This is a genomic window from Streptacidiphilus sp. MAP12-20 (assembly GCF_041262525.1).
GTDB lineage: Bacteria > Actinomycetota > Actinomycetes > Streptomycetales > Streptomycetaceae > Streptacidiphilus.
On record NZ_JBGCCK010000015.1, the window covers coordinates 1 to 14,634 of the forward strand.

At 70.4% G+C, this 14,634-nt stretch carries 13 protein-coding genes; 4 read left to right on the forward strand and 9 right to left on the reverse strand.

Annotated elements, in window-relative coordinates; genetic code table 11:
- Positions 1–140: 140 nt before the first annotated feature.
- The 5 genes from fabF to ABIA32_RS20940 form a co-directional block, all read right to left on the reverse strand.
- Entirely contained in the window at positions 141–1,406 is a 1,266-nt protein-coding gene (gene fabF / locus ABIA32_RS20920) for a beta-ketoacyl-ACP synthase II (protein ID WP_370097508.1), read from the reverse strand.
- Between the two features lie 94 nt (positions 1,407–1,500).
- The gene (locus ABIA32_RS20925; RefSeq protein ID WP_370097510.1) at positions 1,501–1,743 is read right to left on the reverse strand and encodes an acyl carrier protein; all 243 of its coding nucleotides are present in this window, start codon (positions 1,741–1,743) and stop codon (positions 1,501–1,503) included.
- Positions 1,744–1,774: 31 nt separating this feature from the next.
- A complete protein-coding gene (locus tag ABIA32_RS20930; RefSeq protein ID WP_370097513.1) occupies positions 1,775–2,833 on the reverse strand; it encodes a beta-ketoacyl-ACP synthase III in 1,059 nt (352 codons plus the stop codon).
- A 3-nt stretch (positions 2,834–2,836) separates the two neighbouring features.
- The gene (locus tag ABIA32_RS20935) at positions 2,837–3,763 is read right to left on the reverse strand and encodes an ACP S-malonyltransferase (protein ID WP_370097515.1); all 927 of its coding nucleotides are present in this window, start codon (positions 3,761–3,763) and stop codon (positions 2,837–2,839) included.
- 106 nt (positions 3,764–3,869) lie between these two features.
- Positions 3,870–5,033, reverse strand: coding sequence for a PucR family transcriptional regulator (locus ABIA32_RS20940; RefSeq protein ID WP_370097939.1), 1,164 nt, complete (start codon positions 5,031–5,033; stop codon positions 3,870–3,872).
- A gap of 255 nt (positions 5,034–5,288) precedes the next feature.
- Here ABIA32_RS20940 and ABIA32_RS20945 point away from each other — a divergent pair, with 255 nt between their 5' ends.
- A complete protein-coding gene (locus ABIA32_RS20945; RefSeq protein WP_370097518.1) occupies positions 5,289–6,017 on the forward strand; it encodes a pirin family protein in 729 nt (242 codons plus the stop codon).
- Here ABIA32_RS20945 and ABIA32_RS20950 read toward each other — a convergent pair.
- Positions 6,004–6,834 carry a serine hydrolase domain-containing protein gene (locus tag ABIA32_RS20950; RefSeq protein WP_370097521.1) on the reverse strand — a complete coding sequence of 277 codons (831 nt, stop codon included), beginning with the start codon at positions 6,832–6,834 and terminating at the stop codon, positions 6,004–6,006. The two genes, ABIA32_RS20945 and ABIA32_RS20950, sit on opposite strands and share 14 nt — an antisense overlap.
- 87 nt (positions 6,835–6,921) lie before the next feature.
- Here ABIA32_RS20950 and ABIA32_RS20955 point away from each other — a divergent pair, with 87 nt between their 5' ends.
- Complete coding sequence (locus ABIA32_RS20955) at positions 6,922–7,317, forward strand: MerR family transcriptional regulator (protein WP_370097522.1); 396 nt, start codon at positions 6,922–6,924, stop codon at positions 7,315–7,317.
- A 1-nt stretch (position 7,318) separates the two neighbouring features.
- Complete coding sequence (locus ABIA32_RS20960; protein WP_370097525.1) at positions 7,319–8,332, forward strand: aldo/keto reductase; 1,014 nt, start codon at positions 7,319–7,321, stop codon at positions 8,330–8,332.
- A gap of 151 nt (positions 8,333–8,483) precedes the next feature.
- Here the strand turns inward: ABIA32_RS20960 and ABIA32_RS20965 are convergent, their stop codons facing one another.
- The 3 genes from ABIA32_RS20965 to aceE all read right to left on the reverse strand — a co-directional run bounded on the left by ABIA32_RS20965 (position 8,484) and on the right by aceE (position 13,587).
- Positions 8,484–9,596, reverse strand: coding sequence for an alpha/beta hydrolase (locus ABIA32_RS20965; protein WP_370097528.1), 1,113 nt, complete (start codon positions 9,594–9,596; stop codon positions 8,484–8,486).
- 280 nt (positions 9,597–9,876) lie between these two features.
- Positions 9,877–10,617, reverse strand: a complete 741-nt coding sequence (locus tag ABIA32_RS20970; protein ID WP_370097531.1) for a G1 family glutamic endopeptidase — start codon at positions 10,615–10,617, stop codon at positions 9,877–9,879.
- 219 nt (positions 10,618–10,836) lie between these two features.
- Entirely contained in the window at positions 10,837–13,587 is a 2,751-nt protein-coding gene (gene aceE / locus ABIA32_RS20975) for a pyruvate dehydrogenase (acetyl-transferring), homodimeric type (protein ID WP_370097533.1), read from the reverse strand.
- Positions 13,588–14,126: 539 nt separating this feature from the next.
- On the opposite strand from aceE, the gene ABIA32_RS20980 reads away from it, so the two are divergent.
- Entirely contained in the window at positions 14,127–14,573 is a 447-nt protein-coding gene (locus ABIA32_RS20980) for a DUF3052 domain-containing protein (protein WP_370097536.1), read from the forward strand.
- The last annotated feature ends 61 nt before the right edge of the window (positions 14,574–14,634 follow it).

Here is a 14,634-nt window from a genome sequence, read left to right on the forward strand (position 1 = left end):
GCGCTTCCCTATTGGGGGCGCGGGGAACTGCGCGAGCAACCACCCTGTGCGGATGGCCCTGCTCGCTGAGCGACCCACCACCTGGGGTGGCTTGTCGCGCAGTTCCCCGCGCCCCTGGGTAGTGCAACTACCTCATGTGCCTACACAGTTCGGAATGCCAGGACCACGTTGTGGCCGCCGAAGCCGAAGGAGTTGTTCAGCGCCGCGATCCGGCCCGCAGGAAGCGCGCGCGCCTCGCCGGTGACGATGTCGGCGTCGATCTCCGGGTCCAGGTCGTCGACGTTGATCGTCGGCGGCGCCAGCCGGTGGTGCAGGGCGAGGACCGTAGCGACAGTCTCGATGCCGCCCGCGCCGCCCAGCAAGTGGCCGGTCATGGACTTCGTCGCCGAGATCGCGATGTGGTCCAGGTGGTCGCCCAGGACCCGGCGCAGCGCCTTGACCTCGGCCGTGTCGCCCTGCGGGGTCGACGTCGCGTGCGCGTTGACGTGCACGACCTCGGCCGGGTCCAGTCCGGTGGAGTCCATCAGGTGCTGGATCGCGCGGGCCACGCCCGCGCCCGTCGGCTCCGGCTGGGCGATGTGGTGGGCGTCCGAGGAGAGGCCCTGGCCGATCGCCTCGCAGTAGACCCGCGCGCCGCGCGCAGCCGCGTGCTCCGCCGACTCCAGGACCACGACGCCCGCGCCCTCGCCGAGGACGAAGCCGTCACGGGCCTTGTCGTAGGGGCGCGAAGCCTGCTGCGGGTGCTCGTTGTTCTTGGACATCGCCATCATGTTCGCGAAGGCGACGATCGGCAGCGGGTGGATCGCCGCCTCCGTGCCGCCGGCGACGACGACGTCGGCGCGGCCGGTGCGGATCATCTCGATCGCGTAGCCGATGGCCTCCGCGCCGGACGCGCACGCGCTGACGGGGGTGTGCACACCCGCTCGCGCGCCGACCTCCAGGCCGACGTTGGCGGCGGGGCTGTTCGGCATCAGCATGGGGACGGTGTGCGGGGAGACGCGGCGGACGCCCTTCTCCTTCAGCACGTCGTACTGGTCCAGCAGGGTGGTCACGCCGCCGATGCCGGAGGCGACGACCGCGCCCAGGCGCTCGGGGGCGATCGGGGAGCCATCCTCCGTCGCGGAGGTGGTGAAGCCCGCGTCGGCCCACGCCTCGCGCGCCGCGATCAGCGCGAACTGCGCCGAGCGGTCGAGCTTGCGGGCGAGCGGGCGGGGGAGGACGTCGCCCGGGTCGACGGCCGTGCGGGCGGCGATGCGGACCGGAAGGTCCGCCGCCCACTCGTCCTCGAGGAGCGAGACGCCGGAGCGGCCCGCAACCAGGCCCTCCCAGGTGGACGTGGCGTCGGCGCCGAGCGGCGTGAAGGCGCCGATCCCGGTGACGACCACGGTGCGGTTGTCGCTGGTCACTGCTCTGTCTCCTGGAAGGGGAAGTCCGGTGGTTCTTGAGGTGCCGGGGGGTGCCGCCGCCAGCGGCAGCACCCCCCGAAGTGAGCCGTCAGGCTCAGGCGTTGGCGAGGATGTAGTCCACCGCGTCGCCGACCGTCTTGAGGTTCTTGACCTCGTCGTCGGGGATCTTCACGTCGAAGCGCTCCTCAGCGGCGACGACGACCTCGACCATGGACAGGGAGTCGACGTCCAGGTCATCGGTGAACGACTTGTCGAGCTCGACGTCCTCGGCCGGGATCCCGGCGATCTCGTTGACGATCTCTGCGAGACCGGAGAGGACCTCGTCCTTGGTGGCCATGATGGCTCCTTCTAGTGATGAACGGTTGTACCTACGGGAGAGTAACGACTGCTGCGGCGTAGACGAGACCCGCCCCGAATCCGATGATCAGGGCGAGATCGCCGCTCTTTGCCTCGCCGGACTGCAGCATGCGCTCCATGGCCAGCGGGATCGAGGCCGCCGAGGTGTTCCCGGTCTCCGCGATGTCGCGGGCCACCGGGACCGAATCGGGCAGCTTGAGTGCCTTGATCATCGCATCGATGATCCGCATGTTGGCCTGGTGCGGGATGAACGCGCCGAGCTGGTCGGCGGTGATCCCGGCGGCATCCAGCGCCTGCTGGGCGGCCTTCGCCATGTCCCAGACGGCCCACCGGAAGACCGTCTGGCCCTCCATCCGGAGCGCCGGCCACTTGACCGCCTCACCCACGCCGTTGACGGCGTCGGGCTTGGCCATGGCGGTGTCCCAGGCCTGGGTCTGGCTGATGACGTCCTTCTGCGAGCCGTCCGAGCCCCAGATCACCTTGCCGATGCCGGGGGAGTCGGAGGGGCCCACCACGGCCGCACCCGCGCCGTCGCCGAAGATGAAGGCGGTGGAGCGGTCGTGGATGTCGGTGAGATCGGAGAGGCGCTCGACGCCGATCACGATCACGTACTCGGCGCTGCCGCCGCGGATCATGCCGTCGGCCAGCGACAGACCGTAGCCGAAGCCGGCGCAGGCGGCCGAGATGTCGAAGGCGGGCGCGGTGCCGCAGCCCAGCCGGTCGGCGATCTCGGTGGCGATGGCGGGCGTCTGCTTCAGGTGCGAGACGGTCGCCACGATGACGCCGCCGATCTGGTCGGCGGAGATTCCGGCCATGGCGAGCGCCTTGCTGGCGGCCTGGACCGACATCTCGGCGACGGTCTCCTCCGGACCCGCCCAGCGGCGCTCGGTGATGCCGCTGCGCGTCCGGATCCACTCGTCCGAGGACTCGATCCAGTTCAGGACCTCGGAGTTGGGGATGACCCGGGTCGGGCGGTAGCCGCCGACGCCGTGGATCCGCGCGTACTGGGCGCCGGTGGCGGGCCTGATCTGCGGGCGCGCCCCGGAGGTCTCAGTGTGCTCTGCTGTCATGGCTCAGGCCCCCTGGGGTGTGTGCTCGGCGATCAGTTCGCGTGCCTTGTCCAGATCGGCCGGCGTCTTCAGAGCGAGGTGCGCCACGCCCTTGAGGTTGCGCTTCACCAGATTGGTCAGCGTGCCGGCGGGCGGGACCTCGATGACGCAGGTGGCGCCCAGGCGCTCCAGCGCCTCCATGCACAGGTCCCAGCGGACCGGGTTGGAGACCTGGCTGACCAGGCGGGCCACGATCTCGGCGCCGCCGTCGACCGTCTTGCCGTCCGCGTTGGAGACGTAGGCGGTGCGCGGGTCGGCCACCGGGACGCCGGGGGCGATCTTCTGGAGCCGGGTCACGCCGGGGGTCATGTGGTGGGTGTGGAACGCGCCGGCCACGGCCAGCGAGATGACCTTGGCCTTCGCGGGCGGGTCGGCCTTGAATGCCTCCAGCTGCTCCAGCGTGCCCGCGGCGACGATCTGGCCGCCGCCGTTGTTGTTGGCCGCGGTGAGGCCGTGCTTCTCCAGGGCGGCCGCGACCTCGTCCGGGTCGCCGCCGAGGACGGCGGCCATGCCGGTCGCGGTCTGCGTGGCGGCCTCGGCCATGGCCAGGCCGCGCTGGCGCACGAAGGCCAGGGCGGACTCGGCGGAGAGCGTGCCCGCGATCGCGGCGGCGGTGATCTCGCCGACGCTGTGACCGGCCACGGCGCCGAGCTGCTCGGGCGCGAGGCCGAGCGCGCCGAAGGCGGCCAGACCGGAGGCGACCAGCAGCGGCTGGGCGACGGCGGTGTCCTTGATGGCGTCCGCGTCGGCCTCGGTTCCGTAGTGCACCAGATCCAGTCCGGCCACCGCGGACCACCAGTTCAGGTGGTCGGCGACGCCGGGCACCTCCAACCAGGGGGCGAGGAATCCGGGCGACTGGGCGCCTTGTCCGGGAGCAACGAGTACGAGCACGTCATCAACCTTCTCTTGTCCGGCCGGTGCAGCGCGGGTGAGGACCGCGACGAAGAACCACCGGTCGAGTTGTGGACTCCCTACAGCCGTGCATCATCCCAGGTCATCACGGCTGGAGTCGTCCCAGCGCCAGGGCGATACGCAGGGTGAACGCGGAGCGCACGTCCGAGGGCGCGTATCCCGTGACGTCGGTCACACGACGCAGCCGGTAGCGGACCGTATTGGGGTGCACGAACAGCATGCGCGCTGCCCCCTCCAGAGAGGAAGCCTGCTCCAGATAGACCGAGAGGGTGTCCAGGAGCGCCGAACCGGCTTCGTCCAGCGGGGCGTAGATCTCCTCGACCAGCTGGGCCCTGGCCTGCGGGTCCCCGGCGAGCGCGCGCTCGGGCAACAGGTCGTCCGCGAGGACGGGACGCGGCGCGTCAGGCCAGGCGGAGCAGGCCTTCAAGCCGGCGGCGGCGGCCTGCGCGGAGCGGGTGGCCGAGAGCAGGTCGGAGACGGTCGGGCCGATGACGACGGGACCCGAAGCGAACTGGCCGAGCAGCGCGCGAGCGGCGACGACCGGGTCCCAGAGCCGCTCGCCGTTGCGTGGCTTCTTCTCGCCGACCACGACGACCAGCCGCGCGCCGAGCACGCCGGTGAGCACGTGCAGCTTCGCGTGCCGGGCGGCTCGGCGGATCGCCTCGACGACCAGCTCGCTGTCCCCGGCAGGCGCGCTGCCCATCACGACCATGACCCGGTCGGGCGAACCCCAGCCGAGCGCGGCGGCCCGGGAGAGCACACCCTCGTCCGCGTCGCCGGAGAGCAGCGAGTTGACGACCAGCGCCTCCAGCCGGGCGTCCCAGGCGCCGCGGGCCTCGGCGGCCTGGGCGTAGACCTGGGCGGTGGCGAAGGCGATCTCGCGGGCGTAGACCAGCACGGCCTCGCGCAGCGCCTCCTCCGCCCCGGGCGCGGCGACCTCCTCGATGGCCTCCTCGACGACCTCGGTGGTGGTCCGGATCATCTCGACGGTCTGCCGCAGGGTGACCGCCCGGGTCAGCTCGCGCGGGGCGGTGCCGAAGACGTCGGCGCTGATCGCCTGCGGGGCGTCGGGGTGGCGGAACCACTCGGTGAAGGCGGCGATACCGGCCTGGGCGACCAGGCCGATCCAGGAGCGGTGCTCCGGCGGCATGTTCCGGTACCAGGACAGGTTCTCGTCCATGCGGGCGATGGCGGCGGTGGCCATCTTCCCTGCGGCGCGCTCCAGGTTCTTCAGCGTCGCCGCGTGCATGTCGCTGGTCGCGGTGACGGTCCGCCGCTCGAACGCGGTCCCGCGCTTCGACCCGCGCCGGGCGGAGCCGGGCTCGGGCGCGTCGACTGGGTCCGCCGTCGCTTTGGCGGCGGGCTTCTTCGCGGTCTTCTTGGCGACTGGGGCTGGCACAGGACTAAGCGTGCACCATCGCCGTCCGGTTCTGCGCAGCGGAGGTACCCGGGTGCGCGTGGTCCCGGTCACAGCGGTGGTGGGCGCCCTCCTAGAGTGGGTCCCATGCCGCTCAGCATCCGCCGCGCCGGACACCGCTACCGCTCCGAGCCCGAGCCCGGGATCGTCACCGCGCACGCGTTCTCCTTCGCGGCGCACTACGACCCGGCCAACACACACTTCGGCGCGTTGCTGGCCTGCAACGAGGAGACCCTCGCGCCCGGCGCGGGCTTCGCCTCGCACAAGCACAGGGACACCGAGATCCTCACCTGGGTGCTGGAGGGCGCGCTCGCGCACCACGACGACCAGGGGCACGAGGCTGTCGTCCGCCCCGGGCAGCTGCAGTACCTGAGCGCGGGCGCCGGGGTGACCCACAGCGAGGCCAACGCGGAAGGCGCCGGGGAGCCGGTGCGCTTCCTGCAGTTCTGGCTCCAGCCCGGCAGCTTCGGCACCGAACCGGCCTATGAACTGAAGGATGTCGACCCGGCCGCGACACACGTCCTGCTGACGCCGCCGGGCCTGCTGCGCCGCGAGGACGCCGCGCTGCACCTGCTGCGCGCGCAGCCCTACGCGCCGCTGCCGGAACTGCCGGCCGCGGAGTTCGTCCACGCGCAGGTGGCACGCGGAGCCGTCGGCTTCCGTGAGCGCGGTGGCCCGCGCGGGCGCGGGCGGGAGCTGGCCGCCGGGGACGCGGTGCGGATCACCGGCGGCGACACGCTCGTCGACCCGACCGCCGGCCCCGACGGCGCGGAGCTGCTGATCTGGGCGATGCGGACGCCGGTCAGCTACGGCTGAGTTCCTGCAGTACGGCGTCGGTGAAGGGGGTCCACAGCTCGGCCGCCCACGGGCCGAAGTCGCGGTCCGTCAGCGTGACGCAGGCCGCGCCCGCCTCCGGGTCGACCCAGAGGAAGGTGCCGGACTGCCCGAAGTGCCCGAAGGTCGCGGGGGAGCTGGTCAGGCCGGTCCAGTGCGGCGACTTGTGGTCGCGGATGTCGAAGCCGAGGCCCCAGTCGTTGGGCTTCTGGTGCCCGTAGCCGGGCAGCACGCCGTTCAGCCCGGGGAAGGCGACGCGGGTCGCTTCGGCGAGCGTCTCGGCGTGGAGGATGCGCGGTGCCTGCAGCTCGGTGGCGAAGCGGGCCAGGTCGGCGGCGGTGGAGACGCCGCCCGAGCCGGCCGGGCTGCGGCCCTCGGCGTCGAGCCAGGTCTCCGTCATGCCGAGGGGCGCGAACACCGCCTCGGCCGCGTAGTGCGGGAAGGGGATGCCGGTCGCCTTCGCGACGGTGTCGGCCAGTACGTCGAAGCCCGCGTTCGAGTAGAGCCGACGGGTCCCCGGCGCGGCCATGGTGCGGTGCTCGTCGAAGGCCAGGCCCGAGGTGTGCGCGAGCAGGTGCCGTACGGTCGAACCCTCGGGACCCGCCGGGTCGTCCAGCTCCAGCGCGCCCTCCTCGACGGCGACCAGGACGGCGTAGGCGCTGAGCGGCTTGCTCACCGAGGCCAGCTTGAACGGGTGCCGCTGCGGCCCGTGGCTGCCGACGACGGAACCGTCCCCGCGGACGACGACCGCGGCGGCGGTGGTGACGGGCCACTGTTCGATGAGGCGCAGGCTGTCCATGGGAGCTGAGTCTAGGTGTGTCCTGCTTGCTTGGAGTGCACTCTAAGTCAGTAGCGTCGTGGTCGAAGAGATCGGAGGGGCACGGGGATGTCCGAAGCCGTAGCACTGAGCGAGGAGTTGCAGCCTCGCTACACGATCGGTGAGGTCGCCGCCCGGACCGGGCTCAGCGCGCACACGCTGCGCTGGTACGAGCGCATCGGCCTGCTGGACCGCCCGGCCCGCTCGCACCACGGCCAGCGCCGCTTCTGCGACGCGGACCTGGGCTGGCTGGCCTTCCTAGGCAACCTGCGCGCGACCGGCATGCCGGTCGCCGGGATGCTCCGCTACGCCGAACTGCTGCGGGCCGGCGAGGACACCCGCGCCGCGCGCCGCGAGCTGCTGATCGAGCATCGCGCGGACGTGCTGGAGCGGATCCGCGACCTGCAGGCGAACCTTCTGGTCCTGGATTACAAGATCGACATGTACGGGAAGAGGCAGGACTGAGATGACCACCATCCCGACCACCACCCTCGGCAGCAACGGACCCGCCGTCGGCGTCCAGGGCCTCGGCTGCATGGGCATGAGCGACTTCTACACCGACCGCGACGGCGGAGCGTCGGGCGAGCAGGAGTCCCGCGCGACGCTGGAGCGCGCGCTGGAGCTGGGCGTCACCCTCTTCGACACCGCCGACATGTACGGCTACGGCCGCAACGAGGAACTGGTCGGCCCGTTCGTGCAGGCGCACCGCGACGAGGTGCTGATCGCGACGAAGTTCGCGATCGAGCGCCGCGAGGAGGACCCGACGTTCCGCTCACTGCGGAACGACCCCGCGTACATCCGCCAGGCGGTCGACGCGAGCCTGCGCCGACTGGGCGTGGACCACATCGACCTGTACTACATGCACCGCCGTGACCCAAAGGTGCCGCTCGCGGAGTCGGTCGGGGCGATGGCGGAGCTCATCGCCGCGGGCAAGGTGCGCTACCTGGGCCTCTCCGAGGTCAACGGCGCGGAGCTGCGGGAGGCGCACGCGGTGCACCCGATCACGGCGCTGCAGTCGGAGTGGTCGCTGTTCTCGCGTGACGTCGAGGTCTCGGCGGTGCCCGCGGCGGCGGAGCTGGGAGTGGCCTTCGTGCCGTACTCGCCGCTGGGCCGCGGCTTCCTGACCGGCTCCTTCACCAACGCCTCGGAGCTGGCGGCGGGCGACTTCCGCCACCACCAGCCGCGCTTCACCGGCGACAACGCCGAGGCGAACGCGGCGCTGCTGGCCCCGGTCCACAAGATCGCCGCGGAGCGCGGCGTCACGGTGGGGCAGGTGGCCCTCGCCTGGGTCCAGCAGCGTGCGACCGTGCACGGCCTCCCGGTCATCCCGATCCCCGGCACCAAGCGGCGCAGCCGCCTGGAGGAGAACGTCTCCGCCACGGCACTGACGCTCACCGCGCCGGAGCTGGCCACGCTGGAACCGATCGCCGCGCGGGTGTCCGGCGACCGCTACGCCGACATGAGTCACATTTCGCGCTGAGGGTTCGTTGCTACCACCCAGGGGCGCGGGGAACTGCGCGAACAACCACCGACATGCGGATGGCCCTGCACGTTCGGTGCTCTACCTCGTAGGGTGGCTTGTCGCGCAGTTCCTCGCGCCCCTGAGGAGTTGCAACTGGCCCCTCGTCGGATCAGCTGGTGACGTCGCCGTAGGCACCCAGCGCGATGTCCGCGAAGTTGCGGAGGCTGGTCGTGCCGGGGACGAAGTACCCGTTGTGGCCCTGGGCGCCCGCCGAGGAGATCAGGTGGGAGCCGAAGGTCGGGGCCGTCGGGTCAGGGCCGTGGCCGAGGCCGCCGATCTCCAGGTAGGGCACGTTGCCGATCCAGTCCGACCCGTTGCGCACCGTCGCCCACAGGCGGACGCCCGTGCCCAGCGCGGACGCGCTGTCCACGTCCATGCCGGGGCTGCCCAGGACCACCATGTCTGTCACGCCCTGCGCGAGCGACGGAGCCGCCTTGCCGCAGACGACCGAGCCGTAGGAGTGGCAGAAGAGGCTCGGGGGTGAGCTCGGCTTCGTCGTGAGGGCCAGGCCGGCGAGGAGGCTGGTCAGTCGGGGAGCCGCCGCATCCGCCAGGCGCGCGGTCGCCGCGTCCGCGCCGAGGCCGACGGGGGTGACGTAGTCGGCCCAGGCTATCGCCGCCGTCGTGGTGCCGGGGGAGACCGACGACTCCTCGGCGCGCAGCGCCTGCGCCGCGGTCTGGGCCTTGCCGAAGTGGGCGAGGTCCATGTCGGAGCCGGGGACGATCACGGCGACCTTCTCCGCCGTCGCGAGGTCGCCGAAGACCTCCGCGACCAGACCGCGGCTGCGCGGGTCGAAGGCGAGAACCTGGTGGCCGGGCTCCAGCAGCTGGCTGAGCATCGAGATCTGGCCGACGGCCTTCGGGTCGTCCTGCCGGAGCCGGTCCAGCTCCTGCTGCATCGCGACGCGGTTGGCCTGGTAGCGCAGCGCCAGCGGGGCGCCGTCGAGGTTGCCGACGACGAGCGGGTACTCGGCGACGAGGCGCTGCTGCTCCGCCGGGGTCAGGCCCGCGAAGAACGTGGCGACCGAGCTCGCGGTCGCGTTCGCGGGGTTGGGGAACGCGACGCCCAGAGAGGTGTCCTTGGCCCAGGCTTTGCTGCCCGCAGGCGGGGTGGTGACGGCGATCTGCTCGGCCGAGACGGCCGCGCCGGCGGCCGCCGCTCCGGTGCCTGCCAGGCAGGTGAAGGAGACCAGTGCTGCCACCAGGGTGCGCTTGAACCGCATGCAGGTGTCTCCTCGGGGCTGCCGGCGACCGTCGCACGGGCGCTGCCCGGAGGTCTTGCGGATGCTCGGAACGCTCGCACGACGGGTACTCGCCATCGAGCCGTTCTGCGCAAGCGTAAGGGCATAGTCCGGCTGCGTACGCTGTACGACGGTTGCACAAACTGCGACAACCATCACAATGGCCGTCAATCGACGGTGATTCGCCGAGGATTCTTACGAGCCGTTCACACGGCAACGGTGGGTGACGCACAGCGCGTCACCCACCGTCATCACGACGTGATCAGCTGTGCTTCCAGGACACCGAGAAGGCCGTACCGCCCGAGAGCGAGGACGTCGTCGCCTTGGTGGTCGAGCCCGAGACCATGTTGATCTGGTCGGGGCTGTAGTTGCCGATCGCCTGGCCGTTGGCGAGCGAGCTGGTGAAGTTCACCGTGCCGAAGTCGCTCAGCGGGAGCACGCCGCTGGAGCTGGACGGCGCCTCGGCTATCACCTCGGCGGAGTAGCGCTGGGCCGGGGAGTAGCTCTTGCTGACCGAGTGGCTCCAGCCCCTCGTCACGTCGCTGAGCTTCATCGTGAAGTGGCCGGACCCGGTGTAGGTGACCGATGCGGTGAAGTGGTCGCCGGGCTGGACCGTGTCGCTGAAGTTGACCGGGTACTTCGGGTACATCTCGTACCAGGAGGAGTAGACGGCCCGGCCGCCCGAGCAGTCGGCCTCGGTGCCGGTCTGCTCGACGCTGTTGCTGCCGTCGCCGTCCAGGCCGACCCAGAAGCTCGAGTACGTCGTGGCGCTGCCGCAGCTCACGGCCGGCTGGACCCAGCTGGCGGAGATCGTGGTGAAGCCGCCGCCGGTGGCGGCGTAGCCGGCCCAGTTGGAGCTCGAGCTGTTGCGCAGGTGCAACTGGAGGTTGTGCACGGTTCCGTTCACCACAGCGGGGGCGGCTGTGGCCACGGCAGGGGCGGCGGTCCCGAGGATCGCCAGCAGGGCTGCGGACAGAGCGGTGGTGCGACGGGTCGTCGGCATGGGGCTCCTTTGAGGGCCCGGCTGCAGGCGGGGCCTCCTCGCGCGGACGCCGATCCGGTTGTCGGCGTTCCGCCAAAGGTAGTCACCTGCCACCACGCGGGGGAGTGGTTTCTCTGAACCCACAGAAATAACTCAGAAATGACTCGAACATTGAAACAGCGGGGTCCGATGACGATGCGTCATCGGACCCCGCTCAGCGGGCTATCGGGCTGTGGCAGCTCAGGCGTCGCCGCCGGCGTTGCCCGGGTTGGCGGCCTTCACGTCGAGCAGCTGGTAGCGGTCGATGGCCGCCTTCAGCGCGGTGCGGTCGACCTTGCCCTGCTTGGCCAGCTCGGTCAGCACGCCCAGCACGATCGACTGCGCGTCGATGTGGAAGTAGCGACGGGCCGCGCCGCGGGTGTCCGCGAAGCCGAAGCCGTCCGCGCCCAGCGACTGGTACTGGCCCGGCACCCAGCGCGCGATCTGGTCCGGCACCGCGCGCATCCAGTCGGAGACCGCGACGAACGGGCCCTCGGCGCCGGAGAGCTTGCGCTGCACGTACGGGTAGCGCTGCTCCTCGTCCGGGTTGAGCAGGTTGAACTCCTCGACCTCGATCGCGTCGCGACGCAGCTCGTTCCAGGAGGTCACCGACCAGACGTCGGCCTTGACGTTCCACTCGGCGGCGAGGATCCGCTGGGCCTCCAGCGCCCACGGCACCGAGACGCCGGAGGCGAGGATCTGCGCCGGGATCTGGCCGCCCTGCCCGACCGAGATCCGGTGCACGCCCTTGAGGATGCCCTCGACGTCCACGTCGTCCGGCTCGGCCGGCATCTGGATCGGCTCGTTGTAGACGGTGAGGTAGTAGAAGACGTCCTCGCCGTGCGGGAACTCGGCGCTGCTGCCGTACATGCGGCGCAGACCGTCCTGCACGATGTGGGCGATCTCGTAGCCGTAGGCCGGGTCGTAGCTGACGGCGGCCGGGTTGGTCGAGGCCAGCAGCTGGCTGTGGCCGTCAGCGTGCTGCAGGCCCTCGCCGGTCAGCGTGGTGCGGCCGGCCGTCGCGCCGAGCACGAAGCCGCGCGCCAGCTGGTCGGCCATCTGCCAGAACTGGTCACCCGTGCGCTGGAACCCGAACATCGAGTAGAAGACGTAGACGGGGATCAGCGGCTCGCCGTGGGTGGCGTAGGACGAACCCGCGGCGATCAGCGAGGCGGTGGAGCCGGCCTCGGTGATGCCGTCCTGGATCATCTGGCCCTGCGGCGAGGTCTTGTACGCCAGCAGCAGCTCGCGGTCGACCGACTCGTAGGTCTGGCCCATCGGGTCGTAGATCTTCGCCGAGGGGAAGAGCGAGTCCATGCCGAAGGTGCGGTACTCGTCCGGCGCGATCGTGACGAAGCGCTTGCCGATGTTCTTGTCCCGCATCAGGTCCTTGAGCAGTCGGACGAACGCCATCGTGGTGGCGATCGACTGCTGTCCTGAACCCTTCTTCAGCACCTTGTAGGCGTCGTCGCCGGGGAGCTCCAGCTGGCGCGGCCGCACCTTGCGGACCGGCACGTAACCGCCGAGCTCGCTCCGGCGGTCGTGCATGTACTGGATCTCCTCCGAGTCCTTGCCCGGGTGGTAGTAGGGCGGGTAACCCTCGTCCAGCTGCTTGTCGGTGATCGGCAGGTGCAGCCGGTCACGGAAGCGCTTGAGGTCGTCGACCGTCAGCTTCTTCATCTGGTGGGTCGCGTTGCGGCCCTCGAAGTTCGGGCCCAGTGTCCAGCCCTTGACGGTCTGGGCCAGGATGACGGTCGGCTGACCCTTGTGCTCGGTCGCAGCCTTGTACGCGGCGAAGACCTTCTTGTGGTCGTGGCCGCCGCGGCCCAGGTGCTGGATCTGCTCGTCCGTCATGTTCTCGACCATGGCGCGCAGGCGCAGGTCGCCGCCGAAGAAGTGGTCGCGGATGTACGCGCCGGACTCGGTGGCGTAGGTCTGGAACTGGCCGTCCGGGGTCACGTTCATCTTGTTGACCAGGGCGCCGTCGCGGTCCTGCGCGAGCAGCGGGTCCCAGGTCCGGTCCCAGATGAGCTTGATGACGTTCCAGCCGTTGCCGCGGAAGATCGACTCCAGCTCCTGGATGATCTTGCCGTTGCCGCGGACCGGGCCGTCCAGACGCTGCAGGTTGCAGTTGACCACGAAGGTCAGGTTGTCGAGGCCCTCGCGAGCGGCGATGGACAGCTGTCCGAGCGACTCGACCTCGTCCATCTCGCCGTCGCCCAGGAAGGCCCAGACGCGGGAGTCTGAGGTGTCCTTGATGCCGTGGTTCTCCAGGTAGCGGTTCATCCGCGCCTGGTAGATCGCACCGAGCGGGCCGAGGCCCATGGAGACGGTCGGGAACTCCCAGAAGTCCGGCATGTTGCGCGGGTGCGGGTAGCTGGAGAGACCGTAGGGCGCGCCCGAGTGCTCCTGACGGAAGCTGTCGAGCTGCTGCTCGCTGAGGCGGTCCAGCAGGTAGGCGCGGGCGTAGATGCCGGGGGAGGCGTGGCCCTGGAAGTAGATCTGGTCGCCGGAGGCGCCGTCCGCGTCCTTGCCCTTGAAGAAGTAGTTGAAGCCGACGTCGTAGAGCGACGCGGAGGAGGCGAAGGTGGCGATGTGACCGCCGACGCCGATACCCGGGCGCTGCGCGCGGGAGACCATCACCGCGGCGTTCCAGCGGGTGGCGTTGAGGACCTTGCGCTCGATCTCCTCGTTGCCGGGGAAGAACGGCTCGTCCTTGGTGGCGATGGTGTTGACGTAGTCCGTGCTGCGCATCTCCGGCACGGCCACACGCTTCTCGCGGGCGCGCTCGATCAGCCGCAGCATGAGGTAGCGGGCGCGCTCACGGCCCCGCTCGTCGATGGCGGCGTCGAGGGAGTCCAGCCACTCGCTGGTCTCCTCGGGATCGAAGTCCGGGACCTGGCTGGGCAGGCCGCCAATGATGATCGGGTTGCGATCGGATCCGGAAGCCACGCTGTTCCTTCACTGTCGGTCGTCTGGAGGTGGTGTCGCGCCGCCTCCATCGTGGACCGCAGGGGGAGAAACGTCATCTCTACCCATGAGTAACCGATTCGTGCCCTTTTGGGAGTAGTCCCTTAGGGGCAATGCGTACCGGTTCTCGCCTTGTGCGCGGTTGGCTACGACGAGGTGACCCGACCTTTCCCCACAACATTGTGGAGTGGGCAGGCTGGGGAGGGCCAAGGAGAGACTCTACGCCCGGTCAAGGAGTGTTCGGTCACACGGTCGAAGGATGAGACATCTTCGCCTACCAGGAGTGAGCGACGCCTACAGCGGGTAAGTGGAACGGCAATCCGCTGCGCGGAACGTTGTTTGCCGGTGATACTGGGGCAAATGGGAGTGATCCGTGTCACTCCCGACGGCGTGTCGCGCTGCGACGCACCGCAGCCAGGGTGGGATCGGCGATCGGGTACTTGCGCTCCGCGCCCCGCCCGTGTGGACTACGCCCACAACCCTGGTACCAGGAACAGGGTCGGATATAGGAGGCAATTCCCGTGAGCGCGACCGCGGACCCCGCGGAGGACAGGACCAACCCGGCACGACGGTTGGGGCTTGAGACCGGACAGGTGGTCCAGGAGCTCGGTTACGACGACGACGTCGACCAGGATCTGCGTGAGGCCATCGAGGAGGTCACTGGCACCGAGCTCGTCGACGAGGACTACGACGACGTCGCTGACGTCGTGCTGATGTGGTTCCGCGAGGACAGCGAAGACGGAGATCTCACTGACTCCCTCGTCGATGCCCAGGAGTACCTGGTGGAGGGCGGCCTGGTCTGGCTGCTGACTCCGAAGACCGGGCGCGACGGCCACGTCGAGGCCCATGACATCGCAGACGCCGCGCAGACCGCCGGCCTCTCGCAGACCAGCACGGCCGCGGTGAGCAAGGAGTGGTCGGCGGTGCGACTGGCCACACCGAAGACGGCCAAGGCGGGCAAGCGCTGAGCGGCTGCGCCTGAGGCTTGAGGTTCGGCATGCGAGCACTGGAAGGGCCCGGACGGATCAT

Bases quoted from the DNA above. Each gene is read 5' to 3' on its own strand.
- ABIA32_RS20925 (WP_370097510.1), bottom strand. From the start codon at position 1,743: ATGGCCACCAAGGACGAGGTCCTCTCCGGTCTCGCAGAGATCGTCAAC.
- ABIA32_RS20930 (WP_370097513.1), bottom strand. From the start codon at position 2,833: ATGACAGCAGAGCACACTGAGACCTCCGGGGCGCGCCCGCAGATCAGG.
- ABIA32_RS20940 (WP_370097939.1), bottom strand. From the start codon at position 5,033: ATGCACGCGGCGACGCTGAAGAACCTGGAGCGCGCCGCAGGGAAGATG.
- ABIA32_RS20945 (WP_370097518.1), top strand. From the start codon at position 5,289: ATGCCGCTCAGCATCCGCCGCGCCGGACACCGCTACCGCTCCGAGCCC.
- ABIA32_RS20950 (WP_370097521.1), bottom strand. From the start codon at position 6,834: ATGGACAGCCTGCGCCTCATCGAACAGTGGCCCGTCACCACCGCCGCC.
- ABIA32_RS20955 (WP_370097522.1), top strand. From the start codon at position 6,922: ATGTCCGAAGCCGTAGCACTGAGCGAGGAGTTGCAGCCTCGCTACACG.
- ABIA32_RS20960 (WP_370097525.1), top strand. From the start codon at position 7,319: ATGACCACCATCCCGACCACCACCCTCGGCAGCAACGGACCCGCCGTC.
- ABIA32_RS20965 (WP_370097528.1), bottom strand. From the start codon at position 9,596: ATGCGGTTCAAGCGCACCCTGGTGGCAGCACTGGTCTCCTTCACCTGC.
- ABIA32_RS20970 (WP_370097531.1), bottom strand. From the start codon at position 10,617: ATGCCGACGACCCGTCGCACCACCGCTCTGTCCGCAGCCCTGCTGGCG.